The organism is Sporosarcina sp. Y352, assembly GCF_056786535.1.
Map to the genome: position 1 here is coordinate 57552 of NZ_JBXCJE010000014.1, position 24216 is coordinate 81767.

The window sequence follows — 24216 nt, forward strand, 5'->3', positions numbered from 1 at the left end:
CAACTTACTCCTTCTCGCCAAGCGCTTCAATCAGCTCCGCTTCATTCCACACTGTAATTTCAAGCTCCTCGGCTTTTGCCAATTTAGAGCCGGCATCGTCCCCCGCGATAACGAGATCTGTCTTTTTACTAACACTGCCGCTCACTTTTCCACCAAGCGCTTCAATTTTCTCTTTCGCTTCGCCACGTGTCAAAATAGTCAATTTCCCAGTTAGCACGACAGTCTTTCCTGAGAAAACCCCGTCTGTCGGAACGTCTTGCCTGTTTCGCCCAATGTATGCCATATTCAATCCGTATGATTCCAGCTTTCGAAGTACTTCAAGCACTTCTTCTTTGCTGAAATAAGTAGTAATTGAATCAGCAACCTTGTCACCGATTTCATGGATTGTTATGAGTCGCTCCACATCAGCTGTCATTAATGCAGAAAGTGTACCAAATTCCGCCGCAAGGATAGTCGCCGCTTTTACACCTACATGACGTATGCCAAGCCCAAAGAGCATTTTTTCCAAAGAGTTTACTTTCGATGCTTCGATTGCTGTTAACAAATTGGAAACGGATTTTTCACCCATTCGCTCAAGCTCCAGCAACTGTTCTTTTGTCAGCGTATATAGATCTGAGACATCGTGAACCAGATCCGCGTTATACAATTGGTCGACTACCCGTTCGCCGATGCCTTCAATATTCATTGCGTTGCGGGACACAAAATGAATGATTGCTTCTTTCATTTGTGCGGGACATTGTGGATTAACACATCGGAGTGCTACTTCTCCTTCAATCCGAATTAATTCGGATTCGCAGACTGGACAGTTTTCCGGCATATCAAAAGGCACTTCTTCACCAGTCCGTTTTTCTATAATTGGCGCAACGACCTCAGGAATGATGTCCCCTGCCTTACGGATAATAACCGTGTCTCCGATTCGAATATCTTTCTCTTTTATGAGGTCTTCATTGTGCAGAGAAGCACGACCCACTGTCGATCCTGCGACCTGAACCGGTTCCAGTATCGCTGTAGGAGTAACAACACCTGTCCTCCCGACACTAAGCTCAATATCTAGCAATAATGTGACTACTTCTTCCGCAGGGAATTTATATGCAGTCGCCCATTTAGGACTTCTTGCCGTGAAACCAAGCTGTTCCTGATCTTCAAAATTATCAACCTTTACAACAATCCCATCGATTTCATAGGCTAAATTTAAGCGGTTTCCCACCCATTTCTCGATATAATCAATTACCTCTTCTATAGTGTTGCAATGCTGCCGTTCCTTATTCGTTTCAAACCCTAGACTATCAAGGTAATTGAGTGAATCTGAATGGCTGTCCTGTCCATATGCACTGCCATCGCCGCCGATTCCATAGATGAATATCGCCAAGTTACGACTGGCCGCTATTTTCGGGTCGAGCTGACGAAGTGAACCTGCAGCTGCATTGCGCGGATTAGCGAACGGTTCCTCACCAGATTCGTCACGCTTTGCATTTAAGTTCACAAATGACTTCTTGGGCATATAGGCCTCGCCACGGACTTCAATAGAAACAGTTTCTTTCAATCGCAGTGGAATTGTCCGGATTGTCTTTAGACTTGCCGTTATATCTTCTCCGATAGTCCCGTCTCCACGTGTCGATCCCTGGACAAACTTGCCGTCGACATATCTAAGCGAGATGGCAAGCCCATCTATCTTTAATTCACAAATATATGAAACATCCCGCCCGGCCGCACTTTTCACCCGCTTGTCAAATTCTCTTAACTCTTCATCATTGAACGCATTGGATAGACTGAGCATCGGAAACTCGTGGACGACTTTCCCGAATCCTTTTAATATCTCGCCTCCAACGCGTTGCGACGGCGAATCCGGATAAATAAGGTCGGGGTTTTCTGCTTCAATGGCTAGTAGTTCTTGCATATAACGGTCATAATCCGCGTCAGAAGTGAGTGGTTTATCGAGCACATAATAAGCATGGCCATACTTATGAAGAAGATCATTCAATTCTTCCACCCTTTTTTCAAGTCCCACTCGATCCATCGATTTACTCTCTCCTTCTCTATTAAGCTTTTTCAATTGGTGCAAACTTTGCCAGTAATCGCTTGAGACCGACCGGTTGTGGGAATGCGATATCCAGTTCGACTTCTTCGCCCATCCCTTTCACGCTAACAACCATACCTGTCCCCCACTTTTTGTGAACTGCTTTGTCGCCCGGGTTCCATCCCATTTTGTCTCCACCACTCGTTTTATATACAGGTTTTTTAACAGCTGATCGAGTAGGTATAGCCTTGCTTCCACCACCGATGGAGAATCCGGAGTTTGCAGAGAGCATTTCCGTGATGTCTTCTGAAATCTCTGCTATGAACCTTGACGGGCTATTATAGCTTGCACGTCCATAAAGTGTTCGATAAGAAGCAGAGGATAAATATAGTTTTTGTTCCGCACGTGTAATACCTACATAAGCGAGACGTCTCTCTTCTTCCATCTCCTCGTCATCACCCATCGAACGAGAGTGAGGGAAGACGTTTTCTTCCATCCCAATTATGAAGACAACAGGGAACTCCAATCCTTTTGCTGCATGCATTGTCATTAAGACGATTTTTTCCGAGGATTTGTTCTCTTCTTTATCTAGTGAATCAATATCAGCGATGAGTGCAAGATCTGTCAGGAAAGCGAGTAATGATTTATCGCCAGTATCTTCTTCTGCACGTTTTTCAAAAGACTCTGTGACGGATAGGAACTCTTCGATGTTTTCCAGACGACTTTCTGATTCAATTGTTTTTTCGCGGTGAAGCATTTCACGGTAGCCAGATTTATCGAGCACTTGCTCAACAAGTTCAGTTACTGATAAATATTCCTTCATTTGAGTGAAGCCTGCAATAAGTTCACGGAACTTGGCAACTTCATTTGCAGCTCTTGACGTGATTCCCATAAAGTCGACTTCCTGTAATGCGTCAAAAACGGAGCGGTCGTGTTCAATTGCGAAGCGCGCCATTTTATCGAATGAAGTAGCACCGATACTACGCTTCGGCTCATTAATGATTCGGGCTAACGCAAGGTCATCATCATTGTTGGAAATAAGTTTTAAGTAAGCAAGTAAGTCCTTAATCTCTTTTCGTTCATAGAACTTCGTGCCGCCGACGATTGTGTAATCGAGATTCGATTTTACAAGGTATTCCTCAATAACACGCGATTGTGCATTCGTACGATATAGGACTGCAAATTGATCGAGCTTTAGTTTCTCTTGCTCTTGCAATTCAATAACTTTACCTACGACAAACTGCGATTCATCTTTTTCATCGCTCGCTTTGTACACATAGATTGATTCACCTTCGTCATTATCCGTGCGTAGCTTTTTATCGTAACGGGTCTTGTTATTTGTTATGACGTCGTTGGCCGCTTGCAAGATTCGTTTCGTCGAGCGATAGTTTTGCTCAAGCATGATCATTTCAGCATTATTATAGTCTTTTTCAAAGGACAGGATATTGCCGATATCCGCACCGCGCCATCTGTAGATGGACTGATCAGAGTCTCCGACAACACATAAGTTTTTGAATTTTTCCGCTAGCATATTAACAAGTCTGTACTGTGCGTTATTGGTGTCCTGATACTCATCGACATGAATATACTGGAATTTGTTTTGATAAAATTCTAGGACATCCGGTACACGTTCGAATAATACGAGTGTCATCATTATTAAATCATCAAAATCGAGCGATTGGTTTTGACGCAGCCTTTTTGCATAGCCATCGTATACATCCGCAATTGTCTTTTCATAAGGGTTGTGGGAATTGATTTGCGAACGGTACATTTCTGCATCAATGCATTCGTTTTTTGCGGAACTAATCGCATTTAGCATTGTTCTTGGCTCGTATTGTTTCGCATCAAGGTTCAACGATTTCAAAACACTTTTAATAACCGATAATTGATCGGCTGAATCTAGAATCGAGAAGGATTTAGAAATACCAATCCTGTCGCTATTCCTACGCAGTATCCGTACACACATCGAGTGGAAAGTAGAAACCCACATTCGTTCACCCGTACCTGCACCTAGCAAGCCGTCGATACGGTCGCGCATTTCACGAGCCGCTTTGTTCGTAAATGTAATCGCGAGTATATTGGATGGATATATATTTTTTTCTACGACTAAATAGGCTATTCGATGTGTCAGGACACGTGTTTTACCAGAACCTGCACCCGCCATAATGAGAAGAGCACCTTCCGTCTTCTTCACTGCTCTTGCTTGTTCGGGATTCATTCCTATTAGTAAATCTTCAGCTATTTTGTTCATTTACATCGCCCTCTCGGAACATTTGTTCTTTATTATACACCGTATTGTCTTAGCGGGAAACCGATTTCACTGCATCGACTGTTGACAATGCTGCATTTAAATCTTCATAAATGATGTTGCCAACGATAATTGTATCCGCAATTTCTGCCATCTCTATGGCTTTTGCGGCGTTGTTAATCCCACCGCCATATACAAGACGTGTGTTTTCTAGTACACGTGATGCTGCTTCCACAATTTTAGGATCACCGTACTTGCCACTGTATTCCAGATAAAATACCGGTAGTTTGAAAAGATGTTCTGCCATGCGAGCATAAGCGATTACATCTTCTTCGTCAGGCACATCCGTCACGCCGGTCAATTTCGCCGCTTTGCAGTCGGGATTCATAATACAATACCCTTCCGTTTGAATTTCATTCCAGTTCATCATATGACCGTATTCACGGAGAGCGGAATGATGAATTCCATTAATCCACTCCACTTTTGTTGAGTTAAGCACTGTCGGTATCAAAAAATAATCGAATCCAGGCGTAACGGAGTCAACTGTCGATATCTCAAGTGCAACTGGAACGGAATACCTTCTAATTCGAACGAGTAAGTCAAGTATATTATCGAGTGTAACCCCATCTGTTCCGCCAACGATAATACCATCTGTTCCTGACTCGGCAAGCAGTTCTAACTGTTCGTCGGTCACTGTTTTTTCGGGATCTAATTTGAAGGCATGACGCCATATAGTGAAATCCATGTCTTACCACCCAATCTTTTAATGTTCGTTGTTTTAGTATACCAAAAAAACCGGTCAGATTCTTTCTCTGTCCGGTTAAACTTGAAAGTATAAAGTGTTCAAAGTCTAGATTAAAGCTTATTTCGTTTCTTTTGCTGTTTCAGCTTCTTCATTCACCTGGGGATATAATCGTCCAAGCACTTTTCCGTATCCTCCTGAACCATAGTCAACACAGCGTCGAATCCTAGAAATCGTCGCTGTACTGGCACCTGTCTCACTTTGAATCGTATCGTACGTCTTTTTCATCATAAGCATTTGTGCCACTTCGAGCCGCTGCGCGAGTGACTGTAATTCACTTATGGTGCTGATGTCGTCGAAAAACGCATAACATTCATCGAGGTCTTTTAATTCGAGCATCGCTTTAAAAAGCTGATCCGTTTGATGCCCACGGATTTTATCAATTTGCATATGTCTCCCTCTCTCTGAATGAATTCTTTAAGGGGTATAAGTAACACTCGTTGCCATTCCAGGTTGGGTAGAAACAATATGAATCCATGTCTTTCCTGGAACAAGTTGAGCCGGAACACCATTTTCCATTGGCGTTAGGATCCCATCAATATTTTCCCACTCAATTTCTTTTGCAATACCTGCATGGAACAACATTCCTATGCCGCCCGACTCGATGTCAACCGACTGTCTTCCGACGTTATCGATTGTACGAAATGCGGTTTCCAACACAATAACATTGGCAAGCGCAACCGGTTTTTCCTCGAATTTATCAACAGTCAATATTCCATTTACCATCCTATTGTATGTCCCTAGTTCTCCATCGTAGGCGTAGGTGCTCGTAAAGTCCGGATCGGTACCCGTTCGAACAACGAGCATAGATGCAATATCTCCTATTTTAGCACTTTCAATTGACTCATGGAAAGAAAATACTGGGATTAATGACATTTCTATTGGTGAATTTGTTTTTTCCATAGCAGCGAGCACATTATCTCCTGATATATAGGAGTTATGTGGCGATATCCTTTCTCTCGATCGATGGAAAAGCGTTCCGTCATATTGCATACCATTTACATTATCAACAAAGCGGCTTTGCAACAGCTGTTTAGCATCTGGACTATAACCGTGGGCAACATAAAAAGCATCAAGCCCTTTCGCGATATGAATGAAGTAATCTCTCGCACTGCGGATGGGACCTATTTCTTCAGGCAACTCACTTTGGAATAACGCCAATAGCCTTGTAATATTTCCCTCCGCTGCAAGTTCATAAATGATATCCGCATCACTTATGCCAGACTGAGGCCTTGCTAAAGGATGATTATTAATTGTCGCAAGAACCGGGCGACGGGTATTCTCCTCTTCTGTGAATACTCCGGTGAACGGTGACTTATACAATAGATCCGGCTCTTCTTCAACGATAACTGGATTTTCATCCTCTTTTACGACGGGTATCGTATCTTCCGCCTTCTCTTTTGTTGAACAAGCCGACAGCAGCAACATTGCGATTACTATGGAAACTAGCAATTCCCTCATTTTCTTCTCCATTCTTGTCCCCTATCTTCCGGTTGCCGGAATGATTATTTCTTTTTTCATAACATCATACAGTCCCATCTGTGTGATGCGGATATAGGGCAGATGTGTAGATTGGAGGAACAGGAATGTATAGACAGCATCACCTTTCGTGTATCCTCGATCTGCAAGTGCCTTTTTCAATTCTAGTTCCTGTCCAATCAATATAGGGAGCGGTTCTGCCGATAATCCCCCGCCTATCGGTAGTGGGATTGTCGCGATTGCCACTCCGTTTTCGGACAGCACCATGCCGCCCCCAATCCGCTTAATTTCTTTAAAGGCGTTGTGCATTTCTCTTTTATCTTTTCCAATTAAAATAATATCTCCTGTATTCGAATAAGAGGTTGCAAAACCTTGAATATTTGTAGCAAACCCTTTAATAATTGTATTCATATGCCATTTCCCATTTCGATCAATTAGCATGAGGAAACTTTCATCATGATCACTCGCCAATGTTTCAACCGTTGTGTCGATTGTCACATTATATGGCTTCGTTATTACATCATTAACCATTTCAATTCCAATCGAGTCTTCAAATATGAAATCATTTTCGTTAAGATCAAAGTCAGGATCGAACGGTTCTACAAATGACCAATCGATAGCCGGGAATGATTCTGCAGATTTGTTTTCACGTTTCAACCACTTCCCTTTCGATAAAACATCCGTTGGCACAGGACTAAATTCATCTTCAAGGATATTTAGCGTCGCATACCGGCCAGTCGCAATGACTCCGTGTAAATCAGTCATATCATAGTAGCGCGCTACATTATAAGAAGCCATCTGATAAGCATCGATTGGTGGAACACCTGCTTCAAGCGCGACACGAATACATTTGTCCATAACCCCATCAATGTGAAACGAAGGTGTCGACCCATCCGTTGTCATCATCAGATGATCAAACACATTGAGTTCTTTGTCAACAATATCTTTTAATAAATGCGGAAGATCAGGTCGAATGGACGAATGCCGAAGCGTCACTCCGTAACCGTGTAACAACCGGGCTTCCACTTCTTCAATAGTCATCGATTCATGATCCCCATCCGTTCCAAGCAAACGCATACGTGCAAGTGTGCGCTCAGAGGCACCGGGTAAATGACCTTCTATTTTCTTACCACCAACTTTTGCAGCATGCACGGATGCGACCATATTTGGCTCCCCAGCTATCAGCCGCGGCCAACCTGTCAGTTCTCCCCCTAGCAATACTTCAGGGCGTTCAATCCATTCTTTAATTGCTTCCAAATTAAATAATTCCATTTCATTTTGTAGAAAGGTCTGCGAGTCAAATCGAGCCCACCAGTAAAATGAAAATGGCAATTCATTCATCTTATCAAGAAGCGCAAATGATGTTTCGTTTTTTAGTGACATAAATAATATTAGATTATCAGAAATGAATGTTGTCGTTCCAAGCTGCGCCGCATATTCTGCGAATGTCCCTGGGTTGTACAATTGAAACGGGTGAACATGTGGTTCAATATAGCCGGGAACAATTTTCTTTCCCGATGCATCGACGATTTCTGCCCCCTCCAGCATTACTGGCATTTCCTTCCCAGCATACACAATGCGATCGCCAGCAATCCAAATGTTTCCCTTCATCCATTTCTTATAGATTGAATGTAAATACTCTGCATTGGTGATAATGATGTCCGGTGCTTTCTTGCCGTCAATCATATGTAGTTGTTCTTTTATTTCACTGGATTCCCACATAATACTCTCTCCCTTTTACTGAACTATTCATACTATTTATCGTAGCATAGCATTGCTGAAATAAATAGGAGCTAGAAGACTCTGACGGGCTTACCTAAATAAAGGATTTAACCCTTTTTTGACGAAATAGATATTACTACAGATGATTGGATTTGATTTGATGACGGACAAAATGGAATTCAATGAAGAAATGGCAACAGAGTATGACAAAGGGGTGCGGAGAACATTACCGACGTATGACTCCATGTTTAGACTCGTCCAAACGTATTTACGAGCAAATACAACTGCGCGGCCAAACATCCTTGTGGTTGGAGCTGGCGGTGGCACCGAACTCGCTACGTTTGGACCTGCTAATCCAACATGGACATTCACCGCTGTCGATCCCGCCGCACCTATGCTCGAACTTGCTAGAATGAAAGCAAATCAGTTAAATATGGCAGAACGCGTGGAATTCATTGAAGGCACAATCGATAAAGTTGGAAGAAGCCATCTTCATGATGCAGCGACATGCATGCTTGTCCTACATTTCATAGCAGATGTTGATGATAAACTGCGGCAATTGAAGAGTATCCGACAACGTCTAAAACCGGGAGCACCTTTCGTCATCGCGACGATGTTCGGCAATTCCAATGATCCAGCATTCGATGCGTTATTCTCACTATGGAAAGCATACTGGCTAGACACAACAAATATGACTACAACCGAAGTGGATGAAATGGAAAAAACCGTTCGGAAGCTTTCCTTCATTCCCGAAGAGGAGATTGTCCGTTTACTTCAGGAAGCTGGTTTTGGGGAGATTGCTAAGTTTTTCACGACGAATATGTTTGGCGGGTGGATTTGTAAAGCTGAATAAACAGGACAATCCCTTTGCTTTTATCAATAAACAAAGAGGTTTTTCACCCTTCAGTTCTAATGTTCTTGCTAGTATAGATTACTAAATGACTCCTATAACCGTGTTCTTTCAATCAGATAAATTCAAGTGTTCTCTAACTTGAAATAGACACAGGCTCTTCCGATATTCGGAAAAGCCTGTGTCTATTATTCTTTAAGAGCCCATCGAATCCTTAGGTGTTGTAAAAACCACTGACAGCATGGACAATATGCAAAATGCTGCACAAATTCCTAATCCAATCATCGCTGCAAAATCTGCACTGTCGCTGATTGATAATGCGCCGAAGACACTTGCACAGACCGCGATTCCGGTCGATCCGCCAAGCGTACTCGACATTTTGTAAATACCTATTGCAACCCCCGCCTTCTCAGCCGGCGAATTTGAAACAGCCGTATCTGTTGAAGGCGTCGCGTAGAGGCCGAGTCCTGTTCCAAAAAAAATGAAACCAACGATGACTGCAATGGTATAAGCTAGATCCCCCAAAAAAGTGAGCGTCATGAGCGCAATGCCGATACTTGTAATCAACGGACCAATCATCATTGGCTTCCTTGCACCGACTTTTTTTATCATTTTTTCCCCTATTCGAATTGTTATCATAATACAAATAAGATAACCGATTGACAGTAGCCCCGACTGGAATGAAGTGAACCCTCTCGCTAATTGAAGGTATGTGTTGATGATGATTAAAGAACCAGCTACCATGTTCAATAAAAAATTCGACAACGTCGCACCCGAATAAGCCCGGTTTTTGAAGATGGAGAAATCGATAAAACTATCGTCCCCTTTTTTGAATCCGTTTATAAAGAACATAATCACTGACAATACAAAGAGTATAATCAATGACATAGTAATCCAACTCATCCACCCGAACGAGCTCCCCCGAGTAATAACGAGGTTCAAACTGATCATTGCGACAATAAAAGGCACAAGACCTACATAATCAAATTTCTTGCTAGATGCCACCGTCTTCGTCTCCGGTGTACCTTTCAGCAACACGAGTGAAATGACAGCTACAACGATGGAAAAAACAAATATCCATCTCCATCCCATCGATGTCGCAATTGCACCTCCGGCCAACGAACAAATGCCTGTTCCTCCCCAAGATCCAATCGCCCAGAAACTTAACGCACGTTGACGGGCTTCCCCGTCATAATAAGCTTTTACAATTGAAAGAGTCGCAGGCATGATACACGCCGCCGAAAATCCTTGTATGACCCGTGCGCCAATGAAGAGGGGCGTACTGTGTGCCATAATTAGTAACGCGGAGCCCGCAATACTGAGAACCAGTCCGATGACCGTCAGTTTCATTGCTCCGAAACGATCGACAAAACCGCCTGCAACGACAACAAATACACCTGAAAATAGTGCGGTAATGCTAATTCCTATCCCAATCGTACTGACATCCACACCCAAATCTTTTTGAATGTCCGGGACCGTATTCAATAACGCCTGGGCGAACAGCCAATATGTAATAATCCCTAGTACGAGACCTAGAATTAATTTATCGTTACCTTTGTATGTGCTATCCATAAGTGCACCTCATCCGGTTTGACTTATTTTCCATCTATACAGCTGAAGTAAAACATACGCTTTATAAACTGAGCTTAGGCGCCTTCCAAGGGCTAACAGGAAAAGTTGAAAGCGCTCGGGTAGGTGCGACTAGCATAAGAAAGGTTGACGACGTGCACTTTTTGATTGGAAAAGATACATGTCAATTCTTCCTAGAGAAAGATACAGTCAATCATTCCTAGTTAGGTTGGCTTGCGACCACGAGCATCTAGCATCTAGCGCTAGAAATCTAGGTCACCTAAGCTATGAGACTAGGAGTCTAGCAGGTAAGCCTACGACGTAAGTCATCTTCTAACACCTAAGTAGATTAGAAGGGACTCTTTATTAACTTAAAAAATCCGAACCCCAGACCAATTTGTGTATGTCCGGGATTCAGATTAGTGTCCTGCCATCTTATATGTTTAACTCATTCAAACGTGCGCCAGCCAATATCTGTTCTATAAAAGAATCCATTCCATTCTAATTGAGACAAGCCTTTGTAGACGTTCTCCTGCGCTTCTTTTAATGTATCTGCTTTTGCTGTAATCAAGAGTACTCGACCGCCATTGCCAGCGAATCCAGTGCCATTTGATTTTGTACCTGCATGGAAGACTTCTAATTCTTGTGCTGACAAAATATCAAGGTCAGGCAAAGCCGCACCCTTCACGACATCTCCCGGATATCTATCCGCCGCAATGACAACGCCTAACATCGCTTTGTCATCCCACTTCAAGTCAAAAGGTTTGCCGGACATCAGTGCAGTCATGAATTCTCCAAAGTCCGATTCCATCCGTGGTAGGACGACTTGTGTTTCAGGATCGCCGAAGCGGGCATTGAATTCAATCACTTTCGGTCCATCTTCTGTGAGAATAAGTCCCGCATACAAAATACCTGTAAAGGGGGTTCCTTCTGCAGCCATTGCTTCAACAGTCGGAACAACGACTTTATCGTATGCCTCTTTCACAATTGCATCCGAAATTTGTGGAACCGGTGAGTATGCACCCATACCGCCCGTGTTCGGTCCTCTATCACCGTCATACGCCCGCTTATGATCTTGTGCGACTACCATTGGGTAAATCTGACCGTCATGGACGAACGACATGTAAGAGAACTCCTCGCCGTCCAGAAACTCTTCGATAACGACACGTGACGATGATTCGCCGAACTTCTGGTTGCCAATCATATCATCGACCGCTCCAAGTGCCTCTTCGAGTGTCATCGCAACGATGACACCTTTCCCAGCTGCAAGTCCGTCTGCTTTAACCACAATTGGTGCACCATTTTCACGGATAAACGCTTTCGCTTCTTCTGCATCGGTAAATGTTCCGTACGCAGCCGTTGGAATAGCATACTTCGTCATAATCTCTTTCGCAAATGACTTACTTCCTTCAATTAGCGCCGCCGCTTTCGTTGGACCGAACGCTGTTAATCCACGTTCAGCAAAGTAATCAACAATACCTTCCGCTAGCGGTTGTTCAGGACCGACAAATGTCAGGTTTACATCATTCTCTTTGGCAAATGAAGCTAGTGCCTCAAAATCCAACGCATCGATTTGCACACATTCAGCGTCCTTTTTCATACCATCATTGCCTGGCGCTACAAATACTTTTGAAACTGAAGGGGAGACATTGAACTGTCTGGCAATCGCATGCTCGCGGCCACCGCTCCCGATAACGAGTATATTCAATGTACTTCGCTCCTTAGTGTTTGAAATGACGTACGCCCGTGAACACCATCGTGATGCCGTAGTCGTTCGCTTTTTTAATCGAATCTTCATCTTTCACTGAGCCACCGGGTTGGATAATTGCCGTAATGCCCGCTTTCGCAGCAGCTTCGACAGTATCGTCCATCGGGAAGAATGCATCAGATGCAAGTGCTGCACCTTTCGCGCGTTCGCCAGCTTGTGTTAGCGCGATATTCGCGGCTCCAACACGGTTCATCTGCCCAGCTCCAACACCTAACGTCATACGATCATCTGTTACGACGATTGCATTGGACTTCACGTGTTTAACAACTGCCCAACCAAGTTTCATCGCTTCCCACTCAGCTTCCGTCGGCTGACGGTCTGTTGCAACACGAATGTCTGCATCCGCAAACCCGTATGTATCCGGCTCTTGTACGAGCAGTCCGCCTTCAACAGATACTGTATTCCATTTGTCTTTTTTGTTTTGATCAAACGAAATCGTCATCAAGCGAATATTTTTCTTCTTCGTTAAGATTTCAACTGCTTCACTTGTGAATGCAGGCGCAATAATAATTTCAAGGAAAATTCCTGATAATTTTTCAGCAGTTGCAGCATCTACTTCGCGGTTTAATGCAATTATGCCACCGAAGATAGACATTGGATCTGCTTCATATGCTTTGTTGAACGCGTCGAAAATTGTTTCTCCTGTTCCAACTCCACATGGATTCATATGTTTTACTGCTACTGCAGCCGCTTTATCAAATTCTTTGATGATTTGAATAGCCGCGTTCGCATCTTGAATATTGTTGTATGAAAGCTCTTTGCCGTGTAATTGTTCCGCATATGCAATCGAGAAATCTGAACCAAATGGTCGGCTATAGAAAGCTGCTTTTTGGTGTGGATTTTCTCCGTAACGAAGCGGTTGTTTTAGTTCATATGTATACGTAACCTGCTCCGGAAATTCTTCGCCTGTAAGGTCAGTCAAGAAACCGGCAATAAGCGCATCGTATGCCGCTGTATGACGGAAGACTTTAGCTGCCAAACGTCTGCGCGTTTCAAGTGTCGTTTTACCATCTGCTTTAATTTCGGAGAGTACTTGATCGTAATCTGCTGCATCGACAATAACTGTAACGTAGGCATGGTTTTTCGCAGAAGCACGAAGCATTGCCGGTCCTCCGATATCGATATTTTCGATTGCATCTTCGTTGGTTACATCCGGTTTTGAAATTGTTTCTTTAAACGGATACAAGTTTACACAAACGACGTCAATCGGCTGGATGCCATGCTCTTCCATTTGTGATATATGAGAAGGGTCGTCCTGTTTTGCAAGAAGTCCTCCATGAATCAATGGGTTAAGCGTCTTCACGCGGCCTTCCATAATTTCCGGGAATCCTGTTACTGCATCTACTGCCGTTACTGCGACACCATTGTCCGCAAGATGTTTCATCGTACCGCCTGTAGATAACAGTTCATAGCCAAGACTTTCCAATGCTTTCGCAAACTCCAAAATACCACTTTTGTCCGACACGCTGAGCAATGCACGTTTTTTCACGAATAAAACCCTCCAATTAGTTTGAATATGACCTGTAAAAAAGTTAATGGCTAAAAAGTTCGTTTAATGTATCTTTGTATAAATTGTGTTCAACAGCGTGAATCGCTTCAGTCGTTTTGACAGCATCGCCATCGACGACATCGACAGCACACTGTGCGAGAATTCGTCCCGTATCCATTCCCTCGTCGACAAGGTGAACTGTGACACCTGTTACTTTCACACCATGTGCAATGGCTTGCCCAATTGCATCTTTCCCTGGAAACGAGGGGAGCAGTGACGGATGAATATTAACGATGCGTGATGGATAAGCCGTCAATAGTACTGGACCCACAAGACGCATATACCCCGCAAGGATAAGCCACTCTGCCCCCGATTCTTGAAGTGCATGTAAGATTGCTTCTTCGTAAGCATCTTTCGTTTCGAAATCTTTCGGTCGAAATGCTGCGACTGGAATACTACCTTTTTCAGCACGTTCAACAACAAACGCTTCCGGCTTGTTGGTAACCATAAGTACAATTTCAGCGTTCAACTCACCTTTACGGCATGCTTCTTCAATAACTGCAAAATTACTACCGCTTCCAGATGCGAAAACGGCAATCTTTATTTTTGAATTCATTTGGCAAGACTTCCGTCATGTGTTCCTATAAACGTGACGCCTTCACCTTCAATAACACGTCCGATAATGAACGCTTCTTCCCCGTGCTCGGCTGCAATTTTCAGGGCAGCATTCGCTTGTTCTTCAGGAAGTGCAATCACAAATCCGATACCCATATTGAATACGCTGTATAGATCTTTATCTTGTAGTTCGCCTTTTTCTTTTAGCATGTTGAAAACGGGAAGTACTGGCCATGAACCTAAGTCGATTTCTGCTCCGAATCCTTCAACTAGCATACGCGGTAGGTTTTCATAGAAGCCACCGCCTGTAATATGACCCATTGAGTGAACATCAAGTTCATTATGCATTTGAAGAACGGGCTTTGCGTAAATTTTTGTTGGTTCAAGAAGTGCGTTGCCAACTGTTCCAAGCTCTTCATATCCAGCAATAATACCATCAATTTCATAGCCTTGATCTTCAATTACGATTTTACGGACAAGTGAATAGCCGTTCGAATGAATACCGCTTGAAGCAATTCCGACAAGAACGTCGCCAGCTACAACTTTTTCCCCAGTAACCACTTTACTCTTTTCACAAGCACCAACAGCAAAACCAGCTAGATCATACTCGTCGATTTCATATAGACCTGGCATTTCTGCCGTTTCTCCGCCTATCAAAGCCGCTCCTGATTGAACACAGCCATCTGCGATTCCTTTAACAATTGCTTCAACTTTTTCGGGTACAGCTTTTCCAAGCGCAATATAGTCAAGGAAGTATAGAGGTTCCGCACCTTGCGCCACAATATCATTTACACACATAGCGACACAGTCAATACCAATCGTGTCATGCTTATCAGCCATGAACGCTAGTTTCAACTTTGTTCCAACACCATCAGTACCAGAAATAAGAACTGGCTCTTTATATTCGAGTGCAGAAAGATCGAACATGCCACCAAAACCGCCGAAAGTTCCCGTTACGCCCTTACGAGCAGTACGAGCAACATGTGATTTCATCCGTTCAACTGACTCGTAGCCAGCCTCGATATTTACCCCTGCATTTTCATACGCTTTTGACATGTGAAATTCACTCCTATCTTACATTTTCTTTTTCGTGTGGCATTACAGTGTCTGAATAGATTTCAGTCGGATACTCTCCAGTGAAACAAGCAAGGCATTGTCCGCAGTTTTTTGTATTATCCGGCCGGCCAATTGCTTCAAGCATTCCTTCAGGAGATAGAAACGTCAGTGAATCTGCACCTATGATTTCACGGATTTCATCAATTGACCTATTCGTCGCAATCAATTCTGAATCTGTACTTATATCAACGCCATAAAAACACGGGCTGACAAGCGGTGGTGATGCAATCACAACGTGAACTTCCGTCGCACCCGCTTCTTTCAACAGATTGACAATCCTTTTCGACGTTGTACCGCGAACAATTGAATCATCCACCATAACAACCCTTTTACCGTTCACAACTTGACGAACTGGAGAAAGTTTCATCTTCACGCCCTTTTCACGTAACTCCTGTGATGGCTGGATGAACGTCCGTCCTACATACCGGTTTTTAATGAGTCCCAGTTCATAGGGAATTCCACTTTCTTCAGAAAATCCAATAGCCGCTGAAATACTTGAATCAGGGACACCTGTGACGACGTCCGCTTCGATATGTACTTCGCGTGCAAGTCGTTTACCACAACGTTTTCGTGCCGAGTGAATATTTATACCGTCTATATCCGAATCAGGACGTGCAAAATAAACATATTCCATCGAGCACATGGCAGAATCTGCAGCTGGTGCAAAACGTTCAGACTGAAGACCACTATCATTAATCATGATTAGTTCTCCCGGCTCTACGGAGCGAATCCATTCCGCACCAATAATATCGAACGCACATGTTTCTGATGCAACAACCCATGCATCCCCCACTTTCCCAAGAGAAAGTGGACGGAGCCCATTTGGATCCTGTGCAATCATTAACCCGTCATCTGTTAAAATGACAAATGCAAATGCACCTTTTAACATAGACAGCGCCTTTTTCACACGGTCGCGCTGGGTTAAAGCTCCTGCGCTTTTCTTGATTAAATGAGCCAGTACTTCTGTATCTGAATTTGTTTGGAAAATGCTGCCTTGGCGCTCAAGATGTTCACGCAGTTCAACCGCATTTACAATATTACCGTTATGTGCGATAGAAAGACTTCCCGTCGTTGAACGGAAAACTAGCGGCTGGACGTTCTCAGCTCCGCGACCATCTTCCGATGAATAACGGACTTGTGCAATCGCAGAATTCCCTTTTAAATCATTTATTTTATCGCCAGCAAATACTTCATTGACAAGACCTTCGCCTTTTAAGACTCGAAGCTTTTTGCCTTCTTTTGTTACAATTCCGGCTCCTTCTTGCCCTCGGTGTTGCAGTGCGTGCAGACCATAATAACTCATCTGCGCGGCTTCTTCATGTCCCCATATACCAAACACGCCGCACTCTTCATTTAAGCCTCTGAGTTCAGCAAGCATTGAATAGCCCCTCTCCAAGTGGATCGTAATTCATCAACCATACCATCGATTAACGTACTTCCATCGCTACCATTGATAATGATGCGGTTGTTATCCGTTACTGCACCAATTTTAATCGCATCTTTTACAGCTTCTTCAAAAGCTACTGCATTTTCTTCTTTAACGGAAACCAAGAAGCGTGATTGTGTTTCACTGAATAAAGCTGTTACTGCTGATCCTGAAACTGTAACGCCAGCTCCAAGGCCTTCTGCTCCAAAAGCTTTCTCACAAAGCGCTACCGCGAAACCGCCTTCTGACAAATCCGTTGCAGATTGTACAAGCCCTGCTTGGATTGCTGTAAGAAGTTCTTTCTGGCGTGCCGCTTCAACATCAAGTTCAATTGACGGTACTTGGCCGAAAATCTTACCTTCCGTCATTTGTTGCAATTCACTGCCACCAAAATCAAGTGCTGCTTCGCCGATAACATAGATAACATCGCCTGCGCGTTTGAATTCAGTAGTTGTTACATGTGTTAAATCGTGAATAATACCAACCATACCAATCGTAGGTGTTGGATAGATTGGAACGCCGTTCACTTCATTTGATAAAGAAACGTTACCACTAATTACAGGCGCATTCAGCTTGCGACATGCTTCTGAGATTCCTTCTGCAGATTTCTCAAGTTGCCAAAATACTTCTGGCTTGTCTGCACTACCAAAGTTTAGGCAATCTGTTATTGCAATCGGCTCTGCACCTGAACAAATTATGTTACGTGCTGCTTCCGCGACTGCGATTTTACCACCCGTTTCCGGATCTAGGTACACAAACCGAGAGTTACAATCAGACGTCATTGCGAGTCCTTTATTCGTTCCACTTACACGAATGACACCCGCGGAAGAGCCTGGTGCAACGATTGTATTTGAACGTGCTTGCGTATCAAATTGGTTATAAACCCATTCTTTCGATGCAATCGTCGGACGTTGTAGCAAATCCATTAACGTTTCATGCACATTATTCACTACAGGCTCTGTCATTTCCATAGCTTGAAATTCTCTAAAGTAAGCTGGTTCCTCAGATTTCTTATGGTAAACAGGTGCATCTTCTGCTAAAGTATCCGCTAAAATTTCCGCAACCACTTCACCTTTATGGAAAAGACGTAGCATTTTATCGTCTGTTACTTCACCTATCGAAACTGCTTCAATCTCATATTTCGCGCATAGGTCGGTCACTTCTTGTTCACGGCCTTTTTTCACAACAACAAGCATCCGCTCCTGTGATTCCGAGAGCATCATTTCGTATGCTGTCATTCCCTCTTCACGCTGCGGTACTAAATCTAAGTTCAGTTCCACGCCATATCCTGCTTTAGATGCCATTTCAGCAGCAGAAGATGTTAACCCGGCAGCACCCATATCTTGAATACCAATAAGTGCATCCGATTTCACAAGCTCCAAGCATGCTTCCATTAGAAGTTTCTCTAGGAAAGGATTTCCCGCCTGCATAACCGGTAGTTCCGCTTCTTCTTCTTCAACAGCTACTTCCACTGAAGACATCGTTGCACCATGTATGCCATCGCGCCCCGTTGTTGCACCTACATACATAACTGTATTGCCAACGCCTGCAGCGACACCTTTTTGAATATCTTCATGGTTCAATAGGCCAACAGCCATTGCATTAACTAAAGGACGTTTTGAATAACAATTGTCAAACTGCACTTCACCAGCAATTGTAGGAATTCCAATTGCATTACCGTAACTTGCCATACCTGCTACAGCTTCTTCGAATAAATAACGATCACGTGCATTCGATAATTCCCCAATACGTAAGGAGTTGACGAGTGCTACTGGGCGTGCGCCCATTGAGAATACATCACGTAGAACCCCGCCGGCACCTGTTGCCGCACCGATAAATGGTTCGATGGCAGATGGAGAGTTATGTGATTCCATTTTGAACACAACTGCCTGGTTATCACCGATATCAACAATTCCAGCACCCTCGCCTGGCCCTTGAAGAACACGCGCACCTTCAGTCGGGAATTTACGAAGTACCGGTTTTGAGCTTTTATATGAACAATGTTCAGACCATAGTGCCGAGAAAAGGCCTGTTTCCGTATAGTTTGGAAGGCGTCCTAACATCTCTTCTGCACGTTCAAATTCTGCGTCAGACATTCCCATTTGTAAATATAATTTTCCATCTTTAATTTGTTGTGCGTTCGGTTCATGCTTGGCTGACATTATTTTCACTCCACCTTTTCAAGATTGAATTAAATAGAAGCAATCCGTCTGTTCCTCCGATGATTTCCTCTACTGCACGTTCAGGAAGTGGCATCATGCCGAGTACATTGCCCGTTTCGTTCAATACGCCTGCGATATCTGCTGTGCTGCCATCTGCATTCCCGTCCGCATATGTAAATACGATTCGGTTATTATTGTTCAAATCTTCTACTGTCTTTTCGTCAACATAGTAGTTGCCATATTCATGAGCAAATGGAATTGTAATTTCTTGCCCTTTTTCATAGCCTGCTGTAAATAGAGAATCTACATTTCCGACAGTCAATTTCGTCTTACCTGATCTGAACTTCAATCCTTTATTGCGCAAGAAAGCTCCTGGTAAAAGGCCTGCCTCGGCAAGAATTTGGAATCCGTTACCCACGCCAAGCACAGGTTTCCCTGTTGCAGCAAATGCCTTCAAACTAGCAATTGCAGGTGAACTTTGTGCTAATGCACCCGGTCGCAGATAATCTCCATATGATGCTCCGCTCGGAATGAGTACTGCGTCAAATCCATCAAGAATCGCTTCTGTATGCCAGACATACTCTACTTTATAGCCTAAAACATTATTTACCGCGTGGTGCATGTCGATGTCACAGCCCGATCCTGGGAAAACAAGAATAGCGAACTTCATTTGACCGCGACCTCCCCAATTTCGTACCGGTAATCTTCAATGACCTCGTTGACTAAAAGCTTTTCGCACATTTCTTTGACACGTGCATCGATATCTGTAGCTGACCCGTCTACTTCTAGCTCGATTAATCTGCCAATACGTACGCTTTCGACTTCTTTAAAGCCCAATGTTTGAAGTGCATCTTTCGTTGTGATTCCCTGTGGATCAACAACACTTTCACGGAGTGTTACGTATACGTTTACTTTAGTCATGTTTTTTTCCTCCCAAATAAAATTAGTTTAATTTGTTCCTGGAAATGGACTTTTTTCAAAATCTATGGCTCCAGCAAGTTGCATCTGTTTTGACTAGACCACTCTCGTAACCGGATGGATATATCATCAATACCATCCTCGAATTATGACCAGATGCTTGTAGCTTCAATCTCTTCCAGCGTTTCTTCAATGCTGTTGGTCATGATAGTAACATGCCCCATTTTACGCTTTTCCTTTGCCTCTGCCTTACCGTATAAATGGATGGACCAATCAGGATGCTCTTTAACCACTTTTGTTAGTGGCGCGACATGTTCACCAAGTACATTCACCATAATTGAAGGTGCCCACAAAATTGGTTTGCGTAGAGGCCACCCACAAACAGCTCTGATGTGCTGATGAAACTGTGAAATATTACATGCCTCAATGGAATAATGTCCGGAGTTATGTGGACGTGGTGCCAATTCATTTATAACAATTTCGCCGTTTTCTAAAACGAACATTTCGACGGCTAGTGTTCCGACTAAGTTGAGATGATCTGCAATTCTTGTTGCTGCTTCTTCAGCTCGTACCAAAACGCTTTCGAGTACTCTAGCTGGCACGATTGATTCATGCAATATATGGTGTTTATGAATATTTTCAGCAATTGGAAGACAATAGGACTGTCCTTCTGCATTGCGCTGAATGATAGCGGATATTTCTTTTGTGAACGGGACAAATGCTTCCGCTATACATGCCGAATGCGTAAAGAGTGACTCAGCCAAGTGAAGTTCTTGTTCTTTATCAATTTTCACTTGGCCTTTACCGTCATAACCGCCGAATGCTGTTTTGACGATACATGGGAAACCAATGTCACCAATTTTCATCGTTAGTTCTTCGAATGTCTGTGCTGTAACATATTTCGCAACAGGTACACCTGATGCAGTGATTTCAGATTTTTCGATTATTCGGTTCTGCGTAATCCGGACAAGTTCAGCTCCCTGAGGTACATGTGCAATTTCAGAAAGTCGTTTGAGTCCTTCGTAATCAATATTTTCGAATTCATATGTGATGACATCGCTCACTTCACCAAGTTCTTCAAGCGCCGCTTCATCATTGTAAGGCGCAACGATACGGATATCAGCAATCTGTCCACAGGGGGAATCCATAACTGGATCCAACACAGCAATCTTGAAACCCGCTTCTTTTGCTGCAAGTCCCATCATTCTGCCAAGCTGACCGCCGCCAATAATCCCTATCGTTTGTCCAGGTAAAATTGTTTTCAAAGTAAGTCACCACTGCTTTCTAATGCCGCATCACGCATGTTGTCGCGGCGTTCTTCGATACGTTTCTTTAAAGCTAAATCATGCACTCCTAGCATCTGTGCCGCAAGCAAACCTGCATTTACAGCACCCGCTTTCCCAATCGCCATAGTAGCAACCGGAACACCGCCTGGCATCTGGACAATCGATAGCAGAGAATCCATCCCATTTAGCGCTTTTGATTGAACAGGAATACCGATAACAGGAAGTAATGTTTTTGCTGCAACCATCCCCGGCAAATGTGCCGCGCCGCCTGCTCCTGCGATAATAACTTCCAGACCCTTATCTTGCGCTCGTTCAGCATATTCAAACATAAAATCAGGAGTACGATGCGCGGAGACAACTTTCTTCTCATACGGGACTTCAAGTTCGTCCAAAATATCACACGTATGCTTCATCGTTTCCCAATCACTTTTACTTCCCATAATAACACCGATTTTCGGTTCCAAATTTAATCCGCTCCTTTATTGGAAAAGCGCAATGCGCCGTCTTTGATGTAGCAGGCGCAAGATAAGCGCACGAAGTGAAGTTCTTTGTTACAAATCAGGATCGGCGTATGATACGACCATATAGTCCAATCCACTATTTTTTTTAGATAACTGTTAAATTCCAAATACAAATGTGTTGGAGTTCAATCACAAATAATCCATGTTTGATGTTGCCAACAATACGAGTTTCCCCAATTTCTCAAGTAATTAAAAAACCTCGAATAGACTGCTTTTCAAATGCATGAAAAGCCGGCCATTCGAGGACGTTGAAATATGCGTTAAGATGAATGCACCCATTGGTACCCACACACCTTTCGCTAACATTCTTGAAAGTCGCTTTCCCGCATAGTCCGGACATTACGGTGTCCTGGTAGAAACACTGTGGCCAATTCCACAGCATATATGGGGATTCGTATTTACTACTTGTATTTTAGCAAGTTCTAGCGCATTCGTCAACGATAAAAGACGAACAATAATATATTATACTTTTAAATCGTTCGTCTTTTAGCTGTTTTATTCTTCTGTTCGTATCCCTTTGAATTTGATAACCTGCCTGATAGGTATAAATTCACCATTTACCTCTTCAAACAGCGGCTCTTCCTTTCGAGCAGCAACTGTATACCCGTCATCAGTCATTCTCTTCAAGCACTCTGCAATCGTCTCATCCGTTTTAACTTCATACCACATCGTCTTATTTTTACTCACTTAAATAACTTTCCTTTCCTTACGCTCTTAACCCAGAACCCGCCATGTATGGTTTTCGCTTCATAGGCAATAATAAAAGCTTTTGGGTCTATTTCTTTTATTGTAACGTATAGCTTCAATTCATATTTACGCGGAGTTAGAATCTGCATGGATGTTCGATCACCATCTAGGCCATTTGCTGACCAATCTGTAACTCCGTATCCTTTTTCTCTTAATATACTCGGTAATTTCAAATTTTCCTTTGAGGTGATTACGTTCACCGTAATATAACCCAGCGCCATTTTCTCTTCAATTTTCGTACCTATAATTACACCACAACCATAACCGATTGCATATGCAATTAAATTCTGAATTTCATCTAAATTATCCAGTACCAAACCAAGACCGATAACATAAACGACAACTTCCACCATACTCACTACCGCAGCGATATACCTATACCCTTTTAAAGTCATAATCATGCGTACCGTGAAAAATGTTACGTACACGATATTGATGGCAAAGATAATGAGCACCATTTGCAAAATAACCATCCCTTTCTTTTGCGTAACTTCATCCTATCGTTGATAGACTCCGATTTCAAGACATTAAGAATAGGTCCATATATCTTCGAGTGTTTGAATTACAAGTGCCGATGATATTCCGATAGAGTTTAAATAGAGGTGTAGCATATCGGCTGAAATTTCTGGAAAAAGTGTATATAAACCGAGCGATAATGCGATTAACTAATTTCCTATTATATGGAACGAACTGAAAATCCTACCAATATCGCTTCGACGCTTTGTGGATGCCTCCCGCGATAAGCCAGAAAGAAGACCACTTTCAGTCTTATCGCTCCGGCTACCACGAAGACGCGCCTGCGCTGGATAGTCCGTGTAAGAAAGCACATTTCGTTATCAGGGATTAGACCTGCAATCTGTAATGCATCTTTCTTGAATAAAATTTGTATCAAATAGGAATCACATTATAATCTCAGTCCATACATCTGAAAATCACAACTCTCTCAATTATGAACACCCTAGCGAAGGCGCGGCAACGGGGTAGCCGAAGCCGTAAGACTGGATGCGAAGCGCTAATCCAGGCTTAGGGCCAGAGGCATCCCCAGAGCGCCAAGCGATCTTCAATCCACACTCCGAATCAACAACTCTCTCGATAGTAAACACACCAAACCATTCCTCAAAATTCCGTAAGCCATGCCTTAAAGACGTTAGCTTATTGGATTTACTTATTTAAATAACGGTTGAAATTGTACAGAACGGAAAAATTATCTAGAGTTAGATATAGAAAAAGACGACATTTCATTCGAAATTGAACGAAATGTCGTCTTTTAAAATTAGATTCATTCTCAGGATTTAAAAACATACGTTTTACAGTAGCCAACAATAAGGCAAGAAGCTAAAAATAACCAAAGAAAAAAGCCATTACCTATTGGCAACGACCTTGGGCCTGGCGACGTCCTACTCTCACAGGGGGAAACCCCCAACTACCATCGGCGCTGAAGAGCTTAACTTCCGTGTTCGGTATGGGAACGGGTGTGACCT

Annotated in this window: 20 protein-coding genes, 1 rRNA gene and 1 riboswitch; of the genes, 1 reads left to right on the plus strand and 20 read right to left on the minus strand. The window is 43.2% G+C overall.

The genetic code is table 11. From position 1 onward, the window contains the following. Positions 1-4: 4 nt before the first annotated feature. The 6 genes from ligA to AC1TO6_RS18135 form a co-directional block, all read right to left on the minus strand. Positions 5-2017 (minus strand): NAD-dependent DNA ligase LigA, encoded by a 2013-nt coding sequence (gene ligA, locus AC1TO6_RS18110; RefSeq protein WP_482103028.1) that lies wholly within the window; start codon positions 2015-2017, stop codon positions 5-7. A gap of 22 nt (positions 2018-2039) precedes the next feature. Further along, on the minus strand, positions 2040-4268 hold the full coding sequence (pcrA, locus tag AC1TO6_RS18115) for a DNA helicase PcrA (protein ID WP_482103029.1): 2229 nt from the start codon (positions 4266-4268) through the stop codon (positions 2040-2042). 49 nt (positions 4269-4317) lie between these two features. After that, positions 4318-5010, minus strand: coding sequence for a heptaprenylglyceryl phosphate synthase (gene pcrB / locus AC1TO6_RS18120; protein ID WP_482103030.1), 693 nt, complete (start codon positions 5008-5010; stop codon positions 4318-4320). 117 nt (positions 5011-5127) lie between these two features. Next, positions 5128-5457: a YerC/YecD family TrpR-related protein gene (locus tag AC1TO6_RS18125; protein WP_482103031.1), complete on the minus strand. Its 330-nt coding sequence runs from the start codon at positions 5455-5457 to the stop codon at positions 5128-5130. A 27-nt stretch (positions 5458-5484) separates the two neighbouring features. Continuing rightward, positions 5485-6540: a DUF3048 domain-containing protein gene (locus AC1TO6_RS18130; protein WP_482103032.1), complete on the minus strand. Its 1056-nt coding sequence runs from the start codon at positions 6538-6540 to the stop codon at positions 5485-5487. Positions 6541-6549: 9 nt separating this feature from the next. Further along, positions 6550-8268 (minus strand): adenine deaminase C-terminal domain-containing protein, encoded by a 1719-nt coding sequence (locus AC1TO6_RS18135; RefSeq protein ID WP_482103033.1) that lies wholly within the window; start codon positions 8266-8268, stop codon positions 6550-6552. 160 nt (positions 8269-8428) lie between these two features. Here AC1TO6_RS18135 and AC1TO6_RS18140 point away from each other — a divergent pair, with 160 nt between their 5' ends. Further along, positions 8429-9121 carry a class I SAM-dependent methyltransferase gene (locus tag AC1TO6_RS18140; RefSeq protein ID WP_482103034.1) on the plus strand — a complete coding sequence of 231 codons (693 nt, stop codon included), beginning with the start codon at positions 8429-8431 and terminating at the stop codon, positions 9119-9121. A 192-nt stretch (positions 9122-9313) separates the two neighbouring features. Here the strand turns inward: AC1TO6_RS18140 and AC1TO6_RS18145 are convergent, their stop codons facing one another. The 14 genes from AC1TO6_RS18145 to rrf all read right to left on the minus strand — a co-directional run. Continuing rightward, positions 9314-10690 carry an MFS transporter gene (locus tag AC1TO6_RS18145; protein ID WP_482103035.1) on the minus strand — a complete coding sequence of 459 codons (1377 nt, stop codon included), beginning with the start codon at positions 10688-10690 and terminating at the stop codon, positions 9314-9316. 445 nt (positions 10691-11135) lie between these two features. Next, positions 11136-12395 (minus strand): phosphoribosylamine--glycine ligase, encoded by a 1260-nt coding sequence (gene purD / locus AC1TO6_RS18150; RefSeq protein ID WP_482103036.1) that lies wholly within the window; start codon positions 12393-12395, stop codon positions 11136-11138. 13 nt (positions 12396-12408) lie between these two features. Then, positions 12409-13944, minus strand: a complete 1536-nt coding sequence (gene purH, locus AC1TO6_RS18155; RefSeq protein ID WP_482103037.1) for a bifunctional phosphoribosylaminoimidazolecarboxamide formyltransferase/IMP cyclohydrolase — start codon at positions 13942-13944, stop codon at positions 12409-12411. Positions 13945-13987: 43 nt separating this feature from the next. Beyond that, positions 13988-14560 (minus strand): phosphoribosylglycinamide formyltransferase, encoded by a 573-nt coding sequence (gene purN / locus AC1TO6_RS18160; protein ID WP_482103038.1) that lies wholly within the window; start codon positions 14558-14560, stop codon positions 13988-13990. After that, positions 14557-15615 carry a phosphoribosylformylglycinamidine cyclo-ligase gene (gene purM, locus AC1TO6_RS18165; protein ID WP_482103039.1) on the minus strand — a complete coding sequence of 353 codons (1059 nt, stop codon included), beginning with the start codon at positions 15613-15615 and terminating at the stop codon, positions 14557-14559. Before purM ends, purN begins: the two co-directional genes overlap by 4 nt. A gap of 13 nt (positions 15616-15628) precedes the next feature. Then, positions 15629-17053 (minus strand): amidophosphoribosyltransferase, encoded by a 1425-nt coding sequence (purF, locus tag AC1TO6_RS18170; RefSeq protein WP_482103040.1) that lies wholly within the window; start codon positions 17051-17053, stop codon positions 15629-15631. Then, positions 17029-19263 carry a phosphoribosylformylglycinamidine synthase subunit PurL gene (gene purL / locus AC1TO6_RS18175; protein WP_482103041.1) on the minus strand — a complete coding sequence of 745 codons (2235 nt, stop codon included), beginning with the start codon at positions 19261-19263 and terminating at the stop codon, positions 17029-17031. Before purL ends, purF begins: the two co-directional genes overlap by 25 nt. After that, a complete protein-coding gene (gene purQ / locus AC1TO6_RS18180) occupies positions 19247-19933 on the minus strand; it encodes a phosphoribosylformylglycinamidine synthase subunit PurQ (RefSeq protein WP_482103042.1) in 687 nt (228 codons plus the stop codon). The genes purL and purQ overlap by 17 nt, the downstream gene beginning before the upstream one ends. Next, the gene (purS, locus tag AC1TO6_RS18185) at positions 19930-20184 is read right to left on the minus strand and encodes a phosphoribosylformylglycinamidine synthase subunit PurS (protein WP_482103043.1); all 255 of its coding nucleotides are present in this window, start codon (positions 20182-20184) and stop codon (positions 19930-19932) included. Before purS ends, purQ begins: the two co-directional genes overlap by 4 nt. A 143-nt stretch (positions 20185-20327) precedes the next feature. Continuing rightward, a complete protein-coding gene (gene purK / locus AC1TO6_RS18190; RefSeq protein ID WP_482103044.1) occupies positions 20328-21446 on the minus strand; it encodes a 5-(carboxyamino)imidazole ribonucleotide synthase in 1119 nt (372 codons plus the stop codon). Continuing rightward, positions 21443-21931 carry a 5-(carboxyamino)imidazole ribonucleotide mutase gene (gene purE / locus AC1TO6_RS18195; protein ID WP_482103045.1) on the minus strand — a complete coding sequence of 163 codons (489 nt, stop codon included), beginning with the start codon at positions 21929-21931 and terminating at the stop codon, positions 21443-21445. The genes purK and purE overlap by 4 nt, the downstream gene beginning before the upstream one ends. Before the next feature lie 365 nt (positions 21932-22296). Further along, positions 22297-22396: riboswitch (purine riboswitch) on the minus strand. An 87-nt stretch (positions 22397-22483) separates the two neighbouring features. Beyond that, on the minus strand, positions 22484-22675 hold the full coding sequence (locus AC1TO6_RS18200) for an NETI motif-containing protein (RefSeq protein WP_482103046.1): 192 nt from the start codon (positions 22673-22675) through the stop codon (positions 22484-22486). After that, the gene (locus tag AC1TO6_RS18205; protein ID WP_482103048.1) at positions 22672-23193 is read right to left on the minus strand and encodes a DUF2179 domain-containing protein; all 522 of its coding nucleotides are present in this window, start codon (positions 23191-23193) and stop codon (positions 22672-22674) included. Before AC1TO6_RS18205 ends, AC1TO6_RS18200 begins: the two co-directional genes overlap by 4 nt. A gap of 926 nt (positions 23194-24119) precedes the next feature. Next, positions 24120-24216: ribosomal RNA gene (rrf, locus tag AC1TO6_RS18210) — 5S ribosomal RNA — on the minus strand; the annotation flags it as partial.